This window comes from Streptomyces sp. NPDC017943 (assembly GCF_044328425.1).
Classification (GTDB): Bacteria; Actinomycetota; Actinomycetes; order Streptomycetales; family Streptomycetaceae; genus Streptomyces; species Streptomyces djakartensis_A.
The window spans coordinates 1-12,924 of sequence record NZ_JBIRHH010000024.1 but is presented as its reverse complement, the minus strand read 5'-3'; the positions used below and the strand labels follow the sequence as shown (position 1 = coordinate 12,924).

General features: G+C 71.4%; 17 protein-coding genes. 12 read left to right on the top strand and 5 right to left on the bottom strand.

All coding sequences use genetic code 11. From position 1 onward, the window contains the following. Positions 1–134: 134 nt before the first annotated feature. The 5 genes from ACH4C6_RS34540 to ACH4C6_RS34520 form a co-directional block, all read right to left on the bottom strand. Positions 135–434 carry a hypothetical protein gene (locus ACH4C6_RS34540; RefSeq protein WP_387011369.1) on the bottom strand — a complete coding sequence of 100 codons (300 nt, stop codon included), beginning with the start codon at positions 432–434 and terminating at the stop codon, positions 135–137. Then, positions 434–622: a hypothetical protein gene (locus ACH4C6_RS34535; RefSeq protein ID WP_387011368.1), complete on the bottom strand. Its 189-nt coding sequence runs from the start codon at positions 620–622 to the stop codon at positions 434–436. Before ACH4C6_RS34535 ends, ACH4C6_RS34540 begins: the two co-directional genes overlap by 1 nt. A 2-nt stretch (positions 623–624) precedes the next feature. Further along, positions 625–942, bottom strand: a complete 318-nt coding sequence (locus ACH4C6_RS34530; RefSeq protein ID WP_387011367.1) for a hypothetical protein — start codon at positions 940–942, stop codon at positions 625–627. A gap of 2 nt (positions 943–944) precedes the next feature. Then, on the bottom strand, positions 945–1,145 hold the full coding sequence (locus tag ACH4C6_RS34525; protein ID WP_387011366.1) for a hypothetical protein: 201 nt from the start codon (positions 1,143–1,145) through the stop codon (positions 945–947). A gap of 91 nt (positions 1,146–1,236) precedes the next feature. After that, complete coding sequence (locus ACH4C6_RS34520; RefSeq protein WP_398112612.1) at positions 1,237–1,758, bottom strand: RNA polymerase sigma factor; 522 nt, start codon at positions 1,756–1,758, stop codon at positions 1,237–1,239. Between the two features lie 186 nt (positions 1,759–1,944). Between ACH4C6_RS34520 and ACH4C6_RS34515 the strand changes: the two genes are divergently transcribed. The 12 genes from ACH4C6_RS34515 to ACH4C6_RS34460 all read left to right on the top strand — a co-directional run bounded on the left by ACH4C6_RS34515 (position 1,945) and on the right by ACH4C6_RS34460 (position 12,459). After that, on the top strand, positions 1,945–2,682 hold the full coding sequence (locus ACH4C6_RS34515; protein WP_398112611.1) for a GntR family transcriptional regulator: 738 nt from the start codon (positions 1,945–1,947) through the stop codon (positions 2,680–2,682). 261 nt (positions 2,683–2,943) lie between these two features. Continuing rightward, entirely contained in the window at positions 2,944–6,591 is a 3,648-nt protein-coding gene (locus ACH4C6_RS34510) for a DUF927 domain-containing protein (RefSeq protein WP_398112610.1), read from the top strand. 6 nt (positions 6,592–6,597) lie between these two features. Continuing rightward, entirely contained in the window at positions 6,598–7,203 is a 606-nt protein-coding gene (locus ACH4C6_RS34505) for a hypothetical protein (protein WP_398112609.1), read from the top strand. 154 nt (positions 7,204–7,357) lie between these two features. Then, the gene (locus tag ACH4C6_RS34500; protein WP_398112608.1) at positions 7,358–7,828 is read left to right on the top strand and encodes a hypothetical protein; all 471 of its coding nucleotides are present in this window, start codon (positions 7,358–7,360) and stop codon (positions 7,826–7,828) included. Then, complete coding sequence (locus ACH4C6_RS34495; protein WP_398112607.1) at positions 7,825–8,148, top strand: hypothetical protein; 324 nt, start codon at positions 7,825–7,827, stop codon at positions 8,146–8,148. Before ACH4C6_RS34500 ends, ACH4C6_RS34495 begins: the two co-directional genes overlap by 4 nt. A 410-nt stretch (positions 8,149–8,558) precedes the next feature. Beyond that, positions 8,559–9,374, top strand: a complete 816-nt coding sequence (locus ACH4C6_RS34490) for a ParA family protein (protein WP_398112606.1) — start codon at positions 8,559–8,561, stop codon at positions 9,372–9,374. Then, positions 9,371–9,787: a hypothetical protein gene (locus ACH4C6_RS34485; protein ID WP_398112605.1), complete on the top strand. Its 417-nt coding sequence runs from the start codon at positions 9,371–9,373 to the stop codon at positions 9,785–9,787. Before ACH4C6_RS34490 ends, ACH4C6_RS34485 begins: the two co-directional genes overlap by 4 nt. Further along, complete coding sequence (locus ACH4C6_RS34480) at positions 9,784–10,011, top strand: hypothetical protein (RefSeq protein ID WP_398112604.1); 228 nt, start codon at positions 9,784–9,786, stop codon at positions 10,009–10,011. Before ACH4C6_RS34485 ends, ACH4C6_RS34480 begins: the two co-directional genes overlap by 4 nt. 238 nt (positions 10,012–10,249) lie before the next feature. After that, positions 10,250–10,720 carry a hypothetical protein gene (locus tag ACH4C6_RS34475; RefSeq protein WP_398112603.1) on the top strand — a complete coding sequence of 157 codons (471 nt, stop codon included), beginning with the start codon at positions 10,250–10,252 and terminating at the stop codon, positions 10,718–10,720. After that, positions 10,720–11,055, top strand: coding sequence for a hypothetical protein (locus ACH4C6_RS34470; RefSeq protein ID WP_398112602.1), 336 nt, complete (start codon positions 10,720–10,722; stop codon positions 11,053–11,055). Before ACH4C6_RS34475 ends, ACH4C6_RS34470 begins: the two co-directional genes overlap by 1 nt. Next, entirely contained in the window at positions 11,052–11,900 is an 849-nt protein-coding gene (locus ACH4C6_RS34465) for a hypothetical protein (RefSeq protein ID WP_398112601.1), read from the top strand. The genes ACH4C6_RS34470 and ACH4C6_RS34465 overlap by 4 nt, the downstream gene beginning before the upstream one ends. Before the next feature lie 82 nt (positions 11,901–11,982). Further along, entirely contained in the window at positions 11,983–12,459 is a 477-nt protein-coding gene (locus ACH4C6_RS34460) for a transcriptional regulator (RefSeq protein WP_398112600.1), read from the top strand. Positions 12,460–12,924: the final 465 nt, after the last annotated feature.

Sequence of the window (12,924 nt, the reverse complement as noted above, 5' to 3'; positions counted from 1 at the left end):
GGGGGGGGGGGGGGCTTTCCCCGGGGGTTGGGTGTTTTTAAAATTCCCCGGGGCCCCCGGGGGGGGGGGGGGGGGGGGGGGGGGGGGGGGGGGGGGTGGGGGCCCCCCCCCCCCCACCACGGAGAGCGGACAGGTCACGGGTTCGGCGGGCCGGTCTCCCACCCGGCCCAGTCCGCGACGTCGTCGGCGGCCTGCCAGCAGGCGTCCCGGACGGCGCGGCGACCGCCGTTGGTCGTCGCCAGCAGGGGCAGGGTGCAGGCGAGGCCGACGGCGAGGGAGCCGAGGAGCGCGACGGCCAGGACCAGGAGCCCGGAGCCGATCGGCATCCCGGTCTGGGTCAGCAGACCCACGAGGCCGGCGGCCACCAGGAGCGCACCGAGCTGCGGGGCGCGGGAGACGACGTAGAACACGGGGAGCGCGATCAGGGTCCGCACTAGAACCACCTCCGCCACTTGCCGGGCACGATCATGTGGGCGGGGCAGCCGTTCTTCATGTGGTCGACGCACGCCGGGCAGTCCTCGCGCGGGCCGAGGTGGCGGTGCTGCTCGCGGCTGTCGTACGCGTGGAGCCAGCACTGGCGGCACTCGCCGGGCGGGGGGTTGAGGGCGGTCTGGCTCGCCATGGTCACCACCACCCCGAGGACTTCTTGGCGACCTTGGCGGCGGCGGCCTGGGCGATGACCTCGGCCTTGGCCTTCTCGGCGGCGGCGATCTCGGCGGTCAGGGCTGCCTCGGCGTTCGCCCAGATCCGGTCGATGCCGCGCTCGGCCATCGGGGAGGACTTGAGGCGGGTGGCCTTGGCGAACGCGACGCCGACGTACCCGGCGACCTTGGCCTGGTCCCCGGCGGGCAGGGCCCACAGCTCACGGGAGCGGACGCCCTGGAGCTTGCGGGTCGCGGCCTCGATCTGCTTGTCGAACGGGCGGGTGTTGGGCTTGGACATGGTCAGCCCCTCTTCGGGTAGCGGTGGCCGGCGGGCGGCTCGGCGGACTTGTTGACGTAGAGGGCGTGCGCGACGACGCGCTCGAACTGGGCCCGGTCGGGCGGGGTCTCCTGGTCCGGGGGGAGGAGGCTCGCGCCGAGGGCGGCCATCAGGCCGTGCGTGCGCTCGTAGTCCTCGTGGCGGGTCTCGCGGCGGATGCTCACGCGACGACCCCCGGGTTCTTGCCGGACTTGTTGCCGGAGCTGTTGGTGTTCGTCTCCTTGAGCTTCTTGGAGAGCGACTCGTCCACGGCGATCACCCGGCCAGCGCGAGCGACGCGCGGAGTCGGCGGGCACCGGAGTAGAGCTGGCGGGAGACCGTGCCCTTGTGGCGGCCGAGGCGGGCGCCGATCGCGGACTGGCTCAGGCCCTGGGCGGCGAGCTTGAGGACCCGGGCCTCCGGGACGGTCAGCTCCGCGAGCGCCAGGACGTCGGCCGACTCGTCCGCCGGCGGCACGGCCGGGAGCGAGAAGGACGCCACGGCGTCCGACCAGTCCTCGGGCCGCTCCGTCGTGCGCTTCGGGCGGTAGAAGTCGATCGCGACCGTGCGGACCGCCGAGGCCAGCCACGGCATCGCGTGGTCGTCGTCGGCCCGGAGGCTGGAGATCGAGCGGCACGCCTTCGCCCAGGTCTCGCCCGCGATGTCGTGGGCGTCCTCGGGGCGCTTGGCGCGGGTCACGGCGTAGGCCAGGACCCGGGAGGAGTAGAGGCGGAACAGCCGGTCAAGGCGTTCCGCGGCTTCTGCGGAGAGCTGTGGAGCGTCGATACGATTCGACACAGGATCAACCCCTGTTCTGGCAGGTGGTTAGGTCTCAGGTCCCGATCCGGAGGTGAGATGCCGGGTCGGGGCCGCGCTCCGATAGTGCTAGAACACTCCGCGTGTGTCAACAACTAGAACACGAGTGGATCAGCCGGTAGCATGTGCGGCGTAGTGGTCTAGAACGCCAAACATGGAGGGACAGACATGTCTCCGCGGATCGAACGCACCCCGCCGTACATGCAGGTCGTGCAGCACTTCAAGCAGCAGATCTTGAGCGGGGAACTCAAGGACGGGGACCGGCTCCCCGCAGTCCGGCAGATCGCCGAGGACTGGAACCTCGCCCACGCCACGGCCGCCAAGGTGCTGGCGACGCTGCGAGGCGACAACCTGGCCGTGTCGATGGCGGGCGTCGGCACCATCGTCCAGAAGGTCCACCGAGGGGCTGCCGACCGCGCCCTCCGGATGCTGACCACCGGGAAGATCTACGCGCCCGACGAGTACGCCGTCATCACCGCCGCCGGACTGGCGCCGGCCCCCGCGCACGTCGCGGAACTCCTGGGCATCGAGGAAGGCGCCCAGGCCGTACGTCGCCAGCGCGTGACGCACGACCCGAGCGGCCCTGTCTCTGCCTCCACCTCGTGGTTCGCCGCCGAGATGGCCGAGCTGGCGCCGGAACTCCTGTCGACCGAGCGCATCCGAGGCGGCACCCCTTCCGCCATCGAGGCCGCCACAGGTCGCCGCACCCACGTCGTGGACGAGCGCAAGACGGTCGGCACCGCAACCGAGGAGCAGGCCGAGGCGTTGGGCATCGAGGTGGGTTCGCCCGTCCTCATCGGCCGGAACACCTACCGGGACGCGGACGGCGAGCCCATCGAGGTAGGCGAGTCCGTCGCTGGGCCGAACCGGTGGTTCTTCAACCGGTACGAGGTCGCTGGCGACTGAAGTGGTGTCCCTACCGCGCGTAGGGGTGTCCGCAACCGGGCGTAAGCTCACCCAAACAACCCAAGATCACAGGCCGGTCAGCACGAAACCCGCCCTCGGACCCTCTCTGGCGTCGAAACCAGGTGAGGGGTCGAAATCCGAGAAGCGGGTTCGCGTTGGCCTTGGATGTAGCCCACCTGCGAGTGTAAGGCAGGGCGGGGGAGATTTCTCCTCCCCCCTCTGTGTTGATCACTCTGTCGGGTGGGCGCACGAAAGGAACACGTGACCCACCAGGCAACCGAGACCCCGACCGACGCGGACGTCCCCTCGCCCCGTCGCCGTAGCGGCTCGGTCTCGAACCTCGAACGGGGTGGAACCCCGGCGGGATGCCGCCCGATCGCGGGCATGAAGCGGGGCTGGTACTACCGGGACGGCGATCGGATGATCCTGCACCGGCAGAACCCCGAGGACACTCCCCTGGCCATCGGCCAGGTTCCCCAGGTCGTGTCCACGATCACCCACCTGACCGACGACGGCGAGGACATCCGCACGGAGTACCTGGTCAAGGGGAAGCGCCAGCGGCGCCCGCGCATCATCACCGAAGACGAGCTGGACCGTGGCACCTGGGCCGCGAAGACCGGTTCGCGCCGGCCGACGGGCAACGACGAGCGGCACGCGTTCGCGCGGCTGATCCGCGAGGAGGGCGACAAGGCCCCGGTCGTCCCCGCCCGGACCTACTACAACGAGGCTGGGGACCTGATCTTCCCCGAGGCCGACGCGCAGACCCTGGGCTACCGCGTCCTGCGGGGCGAGGAGAAGGCCGCGCGGGAGGCGTGGGACGAGATCGGGGCCTGGGCCTGCATGTGCGGGAAGTCCGCACTGTGCATGGGCTTCATGTTCGCCGGGCCCGTCCTGGACTCCCTGGACGTGCTGCCGCACATGCTCAACGCCTACGGTCCCGGCCAGCAGGGCAAGTCGACCATCCTCACCGTCTCGTGCGCCTGCTTCGGGGACATCAAGCCCCGCCGCCAGCGCATCCTCATCAGCTGGGACGCGAGCAAGCAGGGCATCGGCCAGACGCTCCGCCTCCGGGGCTTCCTGCCCCTGGGCATGGACGAGCACAGCAGCTCGGGCCGCTCCATCAAGGAGTCGTCCCGGGAGATCAGCCAGTACGTGGCCGGCGCCCAGCGCTCCATCGGCAGCGCGGACGGCTCCCCGAAGGAGTCGGACGGGTTCTGGAACTCGGCCGCGTTCTCGACGAGCAACGAGCCGCTGAAGTTCACCGGCCAGACCGAAGACCTGGCCTCGCGGCTGCACGAGGTGTCCGCGCCGTTCTTCCCGAACAAGTTCGTGGACGCCGACGGCGCCCCGGCCGACCCCGGCCTGGGTGGTGCGGAGCACGTCTCGAAGCGGTTGAAGCGGCTGGCGAAGGAGTTCGGCGGCTGGCCGCTGGAGTGGGCGATCCGCAAGGGCATGTACCGGGCGGAGAACCTGGCCAAGCTGAAGAAGTTCCACCTGGAGCTGTGCGCGAAGCACCGCCCGGCCCAGGGCGGCATCGCCGGGACGATCGCGGAGATGCACATGGCCTGGGTCGTCGGCGCCCACATGCTCGGGCAGGCCATCGGCGTGCCGACGCTCGGGGAGGTCGCGGAGCGCGAGGCCGCCGCCCGCCTCCAGGCCGCCATCAAGGTCGCGGCCGAGAACAACATCTCCGACCACGAGAAGCTGTGGGAGGCGCTGGACGCGCTGCGGATCGAGAAGTCCTCGTTCCCCGACATGGACAAGCTGCCGACCGTGGCCGAGGAGGGCTTCCGGCGGCTGCGCGGGTTCTTCAACCCGGAGCTGGGCGAGTGGTGGGTGGTCAACCCCGTCGTCCAGGAGGCCGCCGCCCAGGCCGGGATCGACAACGTCTCGGCCGCGCTGCGGGAGCTGCACGGGCTCGGCGTCCACCTGCGCAACGCGGGCCGCAACGTGCAGCGCAAGCTGCCCAAGGAGATCCGCGGCGCGGGCCTGGGCGAGCGGATGCACTGCTTCAACGTCCGCCGGGCCGCTGAGCTGTTCGCCCCGGACGAGCCGGACGACGACGGGCCGTTCCCGGGCGGGGCTACCGGCGGGGGCTACCCCGGCGAGGGCCCCGAAGCCCCGGACGACCAGGCCCCCACCAGCGACGGGGCTACCAGGGCTGCGGAGGCTACGCCGCTGCCCTTCGAGTTCCCCGAGGAGGAGCCCGCCCCGGTTGAAGAGGCCACGGCCTCGCGGGCTCACGAGGCCACGACGACGGCCGTGTTCCCGGCGGCGGTCGCCGCCGTGACCGACCAGGAGTGGGCGGAGCTGGCGGCGAAGGCGAAGGGCCGCACGGCCTCGGCGCTGCGGTTCGGCGTGCTGGGCAACGGCCGGCTGTTCCTGCCCAACCACGTGCCGGTACACGTACCGCTGCCCCGGCACGTCGATGAGGTCCCGGCCCTGATGCAGGCGTACGGGATCAAGACCCTGTACGTCCACGAGGAGGCCATCGGGCCGATGGGCCTGCCGACCCTCCAGGAGCGGCGGGCGCTGGGCGTCGCCCAGGAGCGGGAGGCCAAGGGCCTGGGCCCGACGGACTTCGTGCGCCGGATCGGGGCCCAGACCCCGGTCGCTCACCCGTGGGCGACCCCGGCCGAGGACGGGCCGATCGCCTCGATGCGGCCCGAGGCCCTGTCCTGCTGGATGACGCTGGTCCTGGCCGACAAGGCCCGTGACGAGCGACTGTCGGTCGCGGTCCCGGCCTGGGACGACCGGATCAAGAAGGCACGGCAGAGCCGCCTCGGGGGCCTGGCCGGACCGGAGACGCCCGAAGTCCTGCTGGACGCGCTGATGGTGTGGACCCTGTCCACCCGGCACGGCCGCGAGGACTACCCGGAGGTCACCCCCTACTACGCCTCCCCGAACAAGACCGGCGAGGACTTCGCGGGCGGCCTGTCCCGGCCCGACGTCGCGTGCGAGGCGATCCGCCGGCGGCTCGTGCCCCCGGCCGACCCGGAGCACAAGGACTGCGTCAACTGGGCGATGGTCCCGCAGATCTGGGAGAAGCCGCTGGACCAGTTCACGCCCGAGCAGCGGGCGGCGGCCTGGATTCAGGAGTACGACAAGACGGCGGCCTGGCTGCCCGCGTACTCCAACGTCAGGCTCGGGATCGGGGAGCCGACCCACCTCGAGGACGGGGCGGTCGCGTACGACAAGCGGTTCGCCGGGTACTGGCGCGTCGCTGAGATCCCCGGCGTGGTCGCGCTGCCGGGCCTGCCACCGCTGGTGTTCAAGGAGGCCGAGGAGGGCGGCTACTGGGTGGCCACCCCGAGCATGGACCTGTTGAAGGAGCTGTGGCCGACCTGGGAGCCCCAGATCCTGGAGGCGTGGGTCTGGCGGGAGTCGAAGCGGGCCCTGGAGGGCTTCTACCGCAAGGTGAAGGACTCGCGGGTCTACATCGTGGCGGCGGCCGAGGCCGGGCGCCCGGGGGCGAAGTTCGCCAAGCAGGTCAACGGCATGGTCTACCAGTCGTTCCGCGGCTACCTGGGCCGCTCGAAGGGGCCCCGCCTCGACCACGCCACGGGCGAGGCGTACGGCAAGGACATCTACTGGCGGCCGGACTGGGCCTACATGCTGCTGTCGCACGCCACGGCGAACATGTACCGCAACCTACGGGACTTCGCCCGGGACCAGGGCGTCACGCCGCTGTACGTGAACGTGGACGCCGCCGGGTTCGCCAGCAACGAGGCCGACCCCGAGCTGGCGAAGCCCGAGGGCATGAAGCTCGGGTCGCAGGGCGGGCAGTGGACGGCGGAGAACACCGTGCCCATGGCCGACTTCCTGCCGATGTTCGAGCAGGTCCGCGAGGGCCACAAGGTCTTCATCCACAACGCAATCGAGCAGTACACCGCCGAGCGGGGGGAGTGATCGGTCATGGCCAAGTGGTGGAAGTTCGGGTTCGGCAAGGACAAGGACCAGGAGCAGGGGCCCGCCCCGGAGCAGGCACCCGCGCCGACCCCGACCCCGGCACCGGCTCCGGCCCCTGAGCCGTCGGCCGGCCCCGAGGGTGGCGGCGAGGGCGGCGGCGAGAAGAAGCGGGGTCTGCTGGGTCGGCTGTTCGGCCGGGGCAAGGGAAAGAAGAAGGAGAAGGCTCCCGCCCCGGCCCCGGAGGCTCCGCCCGCCGCACCGCCCACGGCGCCGCCGTCGGCTCCCCCGGCCGCCCCTCCGTCGGCGCCCGCCGAGGGCGGCGAGGAGGCCGGGGACGGCGGGGGCCCGGCGGGTCCGGCCAAGCCCGAGGAGCGGTCGTTCCCGTCCAGCATCGACGCGACGGCGGACGGGGACTGGCGGATCTCCCAGAACGACTGGTACGGGCAGATGAACGCCACGCTGAGCGGCAACAAGGTGAAGGAGTTCATCCTCGCCTACGAGGCGAACAACTGGACGCGGTGCGCGCAGCTCGTCGCGGACGGGTGGAACATGCCGGTCGCGAGCCAGATCGACACCGCAGCGTCGAACATCGAGAACATCTCCTGGAGCTGATCCACCGGGGCCGCACGCTCGCCGTGCGGCCCCTCTCGTGGGCTCGTGACGTCACGAGCCCACGGGGTCACCTAATCGGCTGAATCCCCGCCGTAGAGCCTCACAGGCACGGCAGGATGGGCCAGCATCGCACCACCAACCGAAGGGAACCCACGTGAACGCGTTCGACCAGATGGCCGCCGCACAGAGCCCGCTCGGCATCGCCATGCAGATCCCCGACGTCACCCTGGAGATGCGGGAAGTCCTGGAGCAGTACAAGGGCGACCACCTCAAGGCCGGCCAGCACGGCGGCCTGCGTCGCCGCTGGGCCGAGGTCGAGCCCGAGACCCGCTCCGCCCTCATGCTGAACCTCGCCTGGGCCTCGCGCGAACAGGAGGTTCCCCTCCTCCTGGGCGACATGGCCGCCGTGCAGTACGCGAGCGACCTGCACGAGTACGCCGCCAACTTCGAGGGCGACTCCGAGGCGTTCCACGGTCCGCGGTTCCCGATGATGCCGCTGCCGGGACAGGCCGGCGCCCTCGCATCCTCGGTCGGGTTCGACCGCGACGACACCGACGTCTCCCCGATCACCGCACTGATCCTGATGCAGCCGCTGTACCGGGCCCAGACGGAGACGAACGGGTGACCCGCTCGTTGTCCAGCGCGCCCACCCCGCAGTACGGGGCCCCGGCCCTGCCGATCACCACCACCAGGAGGACCCCCGTGGACATCGCCCGCGACGAGGTCAGCTCGAAGAACACCCTGCCGCCCGAGGAGACCGAACGGCTCATCGGCAAGATCTCCGGTCGCCCCGCCGCACTGGAGATCCCGACCTTCGATCGGGGCTGGCACCCGAACGAGATCACCCGCTGGCTGGACGACGTCGAGAACGACGAGTCGGTCAGCGACGAGGACCTGGCCCGCGCACGGCAGGCCGTGAGCGAGGCCCTGGGCGTCGACGCCTGAGCACCCTCCCGAAGAGGCCCCCGCCGGATCATCGGCGGGGGCCTCTTCTGCTGTCGCGCCCCCTGTCGCGCGGGGCCCCTGTCGCGCGGTGTGAGCTGCGCTGAGGCACCGAAACCCCGCCCTTCCGGCGGGCGCGACAGGGCGGCGCGACAGGGCCTCTCGGAGGGAGTTAACGCGGGGGGCTACACCCGGGGGCTACCCCGGGGCTACCCCTGTAGCCCCCAAAAACAGGCCCCTGACCTGCGCGGGGGCTACAGGGGCTACAGGGGCTACACCTTTCCGGCTCCACATACCCATATGGAAGTGCACGACGGCTTGCGGGTCACCCGTTGGTGGTGGCACGGCCCCGCGGCCTCGTGGGGCCACGAGCCAGCCTCTACGCTTCCGACGACACCGACGAAGGAGGACCGATGGCGACACGCGTGGCGATCGGCAACAACAAGGGCGGGGCGAAGAAGTCGACCCTGGCCGTCCGCCTGGCCGAAGCCCTCGCCAAGAGCGGGAAGCGGGTCGGCGTGGTCGACTTCGACCCCCAGGGCAACGCCTCGCGGCGGCTGGGGTGGAAGGACAACCCCGAGGCTCCGCAACTGACCGCCGCCGAGGCGGTGGAGTACAGCAGCACGAACCCGAAGGTCGTCTACGACGGCCAGGCCGCCGAGGTCTGGCAGCCCATCGGCTGGACGACTCCGTACGCGGAGCGGATCAGGCTGATCCCCGCCCGCTACACCCTGGAGGACCGGGCGACCGAGGCCGGGATGAAGGGCGCCTGGCGGCGGCTGGCGAAGGCACTCAAGGGCACCGACGATGACCTGGACTACGTCCTCTTCGACTGCCCGCCCTCGCTCGGGCACCTGACCCAGATGGCACTGGCGGCCTCTCACTTCGCCCTGGCCAGCACCGAGCCGGAGTACGACAGCCTCGAAGCCGCGGTGCGCTACCGGGACTTCGTGGCCGCTGCCGGGGAGGACCTGGGCAACCCCGAGCTGAGCTTCCTCGGCGTCGTCGTGGGCGGCTACGACATGCGCGTCGGCGGCCACGTCGGCCAGCTCGGCGGCGCCCGCCAGATCTTCGGGGACCAGGTCTGGGGCGTCATCCCGCGTCGCTCCCTGATCACCAACGCCGACGAGTACGCGCAGCCGCTGGACGAGATCAGCGACAGCCACGAGGTTCGCGGCGTGTTCGAGAACCTGGCCCAGCGGTTCGTGAAGGAGGTGCCGGCCGCGTGAACCCGCCCAAGGAGCGGAACATCCCCGCGTCCACCTCGCCCCTGGCCCCGCCGAAGCTGACCCCCAAGACAGGGCCGCTGAGGGTCGGCGGCCGGGGCGGCGACCAGGACCAGGCCCCCGAAGAGGAGCACGACCAGGACCACGGCCAGGAGCACGAGCACCCGACCGCGCAGCCTCCCCGGCCGGGGCGGACGCGCGGGGGCCGGCGCCCGCCGCCCGCCGCCGCCGACGCCATCCCGACGACGATCCGGTTCGACCCCGAGGAGTCGGCGGAGGTCGACCAGTTCGTCCTGGAGCTGCGGGTGACCGCCCAGCGGCGCAACCTCGACAAGGCCGAGGTCTTCCGCGAGGTGCTGCGGCTCGCCCGCGAGCACGAGCCGACGAGGCGGGCACTGCTTCGGCGGCTGCGGTGACGACGTCCCCGGAACCCGAGCAGTACGACGGGACCCGGGCCTGGGCCCTCGACGCCGATCACGTGGTGCTGTACGCGGAGACCCACGGCGACGGCCCGCCCATCTGCTTGAAGTGCGGGGCCACGGTGTGCGACACCTGCATGGTCCGCCACGCTCTGTGGGACTGCTGGTGGTGCAAGCCGTGCGCGGTAGGAATCGGCTGCTACCCGCTCAACAAGCCGTAGCTTCCGCGCTGCAACAGAGAGTGCAACAGGGCCGCAACGCTGCACGGCGTTGCGGCCCTGACCTGCGTGAACGCCCGTGCTGCACGGGGCAGCGCTGCACGTTGCAGCACGGGTGTGGTGACGTCACGAGTCCACGGACTCACGAGTTCACGAGAACCCCTTGACGGGGGGTACGAACCTTCGTACCTTTGGGGGGTGGGTACGAAGGTTCGTACCCCTTCCGACTCGGGGAGACCCAATGCTCGCCACCGCCTTAGCCATCGCCGGAACCCTGCTCGGCGCCATCGTCAGCGGCCTGTTCCAGCACGCGTCCGCCGGCCGGACCGAGAAGACCGCCCGGCACGAGCAGCACCGCGCGGCCCAGCTCGAAGCCATCACCGCCCTCGCGGTCGCCATCAGCGACCACCGCACGGCGATGTGGGTCCGGGGCGATGCCCGGCTCAAGAACGACCCGGAGGACCGCCTCCGGGAGCTCCAGACCCGCAGCCACGCCACCCGGTCCGCCGTGACGCGGCCCCTGGTGGCCCTGCGCCTGCACGTGACCGACCCCGCCGTCCGGCAGGCCGCCGACGCCATGGTCAGCGCCACCTACGCCATGCGGGACGCCTACACCAGCACCGACGACCTGACCCGGGCACGGGCCGCCGCCCTGGAGGCGCACGACCGGTTCGTGGACGTCGCCGCGCAGTACCTCCAGGCGGCCCGCTGATGTTCCGCCGCCGCGCAGAGCGCCGCCGGGCCGCCGCCCTGGCCGCCCTCGCCGCCCACTTCGACGCCCAGCTCGCCACCGCCGCCGACATCGCCATCACCCGGGCCCGGCGGGAGCTGATGGCCACCTGGCCCGCGCTCCGGCCGGCCGACCAGCTCACCGCCCGGGGCAGCGTCACCGTGGCCGACGTCCAGGAGGCCGCCTGGGAACACTTCGGCCTCGCCGCCGTCCCTCCCGACCGGGCCGCCTACGTCCTGCGCAACCGCTACGAGTGGCGCACCGGCTCCCTCGACCTCGACACCGACGCCTACGACGACCAGGAGAAGCAGTCATGAGCACCCAGACCCCGAACCCCAGCTTCCGCACCGGAGCCGACGCCATCCGCGGCGGCCTGGACATCACCATCAGCCTCACCCCCGGCGAGGCGAAGGCCCTGGGCATGGAGGCCAGCACCCTCGCGGACTGGTTCGACACCGCCCTGTGGGCCCTCGCCCTGCTGCGGACCGGCCAGAACGAGCGCGGCGAGCAGGCCCCGAAGGACGTCACCCCGCAGACCCTCTACACGGTCCTGAACGACCTGGACCACCGCCTCCTGCCCCGGCTCCAGGGCGTGCGCGACGCCGCCGTCCGGCTCCACCAGGAGCTGGGCGGGAGCATCGGAGACCTCGCCCTGGCCATGGACGTCGCGAAGTCGACCGCCCAGTCCCGCCGCAACGCGGTCGTGAACCGCAACGAGACCCGGTGGGAGCGCTGGGCGACCGCTGGCGGCCCGGAGCGCGAGCACTGCGGGGCCTGCGGGCACACCGCCCGCCAGGGCGACCCCATCGTCACCACGGCCGACGAGGACGCCTTCCGCATCCACCGCAGCCACGTCGTCACGCCGTCCAGCGGCTTCTTCGGCACCCCCACCGACGAGGGTGTCTCGCCGTACACGACCGGCACGAAGGTGGCCGGCGGGTTCGTCATCGGCCAGCGGGTCCGCATCACGGGCGTCTCGGGGCCCCTGGCCGACCGCACCGACGTGATCGGGAAGGTGGGCGAGGTGATGGCGGAGGCCCGGGACGGCTCCCTGAACGTGCGCGGCCTGAGCGGCAAGCCGCGGGACGAGGAGGTCTTCGCGGACGTCCTCGGCTTCCTCGTGACCGAGCTGGAGCCCGCCGACGAGAGCACCGAGAGCTGATCCGAGCGGGGGCGGCCGTCCACTGCCAGGCGCACGGCCGCCCCGTCCTCCCGACCCGTCACCAGACCAGGAGAGCCCCATCATGACCGACACCACCGCCCTGTTCGGCGCCGTGTTCATCGCCCTCTACATCGGCCACACCGTGGGGGACCACTGGGTCCAGTCCTCGTGCCAGGCCGCCACCAAGGGCCTGCCGGGCTGGTCCGGCCGCCTCGCCTGTGGCCGCCACGTCCTCGGCCTCACCCTCACCAAGGCCGCCGTCCTCGCCCCCGTCGCCCTGGTCCTCGGCCTCCCCCTGACCCTGCTCGGCCTGGTGGCCGGCCTCTCGGTCGACGCCGCCTCGCACTACTGGGCCGACCGACGCACCACGTTGGCGAAACTGGCCGCGACCTGCGGAAAGGCCGAGTTCTACAGCCTCGGCACCGGCTCCCACCCCGCGCACCCCGTGACCGAGGGCGGCACCCCGGCCGCCACGCTGGGGACCGGCGCCTACGCGCTGGACCAGAGCTGGCACGTCCTCTGGCTCGGCGTCGCCGCGCTCATCATCGCGGCCCTCTAACCCCGCCAATTCCTCTCCCGAATTCCCCCGCCACCGCGTAAGGTGGCGGGGGAATTTGCGCGCCGCCGCAGACACTAACGGTCACTGCTACCACCGGTAACACCTTCCGAACTGGGAAAACGTCCCGCCCAGGGTGGACGACAGCCGCACGGAGAGTGACCCGAACGGGTCGGATAAAGCCCCGAATTTCGCTCCCGTCAAAGATCTAAAAGGAATTGAACGCCCTTTCAAAAGACGTGTAATTTCTCCGAAATTACCGCGAGAGACCGAATTGAATTTCTCAAATTTCGGCGGCGAGCCGTTTTGGAAATCGAAGAGAATTCGAGTGCTGCGCACTCTCCCATTCGGTCTGCGACCGAATCCGGAATTCCGCTGCGCTTCATTCCGGCGGCGGGGAATTCGCTCCGCGAATTCAAATGCGGACCGAATTCCGGCGCTCCGCGCCGGAATAGGCCCGGCTGGGCC

Excerpts from the sequence above, each read along its gene's own strand:
- ACH4C6_RS34475 (WP_398112603.1), top strand. The coding sequence starts at position 10,250 with ATGCTCGCCACCGCCTTAGCCATCGCCGGAACCCTGCTCGGCGCCATC.
- ACH4C6_RS34460 (WP_398112600.1), top strand. The coding sequence starts at position 11,983 with ATGACCGACACCACCGCCCTGTTCGGCGCCGTGTTCATCGCCCTCTAC.
- ACH4C6_RS34530 (WP_387011367.1), bottom strand. The coding sequence starts at position 942 with ATGTCCAAGCCCAACACCCGCCCGTTCGACAAGCAGATCGAGGCCGCG.
- ACH4C6_RS34490 (WP_398112606.1), top strand. The coding sequence starts at position 8,559 with ATGGCGACACGCGTGGCGATCGGCAACAACAAGGGCGGGGCGAAGAAG.
- ACH4C6_RS34465 (WP_398112601.1), top strand. The coding sequence starts at position 11,052 with ATGAGCACCCAGACCCCGAACCCCAGCTTCCGCACCGGAGCCGACGCC.
- ACH4C6_RS34470 (WP_398112602.1), top strand. The coding sequence starts at position 10,720 with ATGTTCCGCCGCCGCGCAGAGCGCCGCCGGGCCGCCGCCCTGGCCGCC.
- ACH4C6_RS34505 (WP_398112609.1), top strand. The coding sequence starts at position 6,598 with ATGGCCAAGTGGTGGAAGTTCGGGTTCGGCAAGGACAAGGACCAGGAG.
- ACH4C6_RS34535 (WP_387011368.1), bottom strand. The coding sequence starts at position 622 with ATGGCGAGCCAGACCGCCCTCAACCCCCCGCCCGGCGAGTGCCGCCAG.
- ACH4C6_RS34515 (WP_398112611.1), top strand. The coding sequence starts at position 1,945 with ATGTCTCCGCGGATCGAACGCACCCCGCCGTACATGCAGGTCGTGCAG.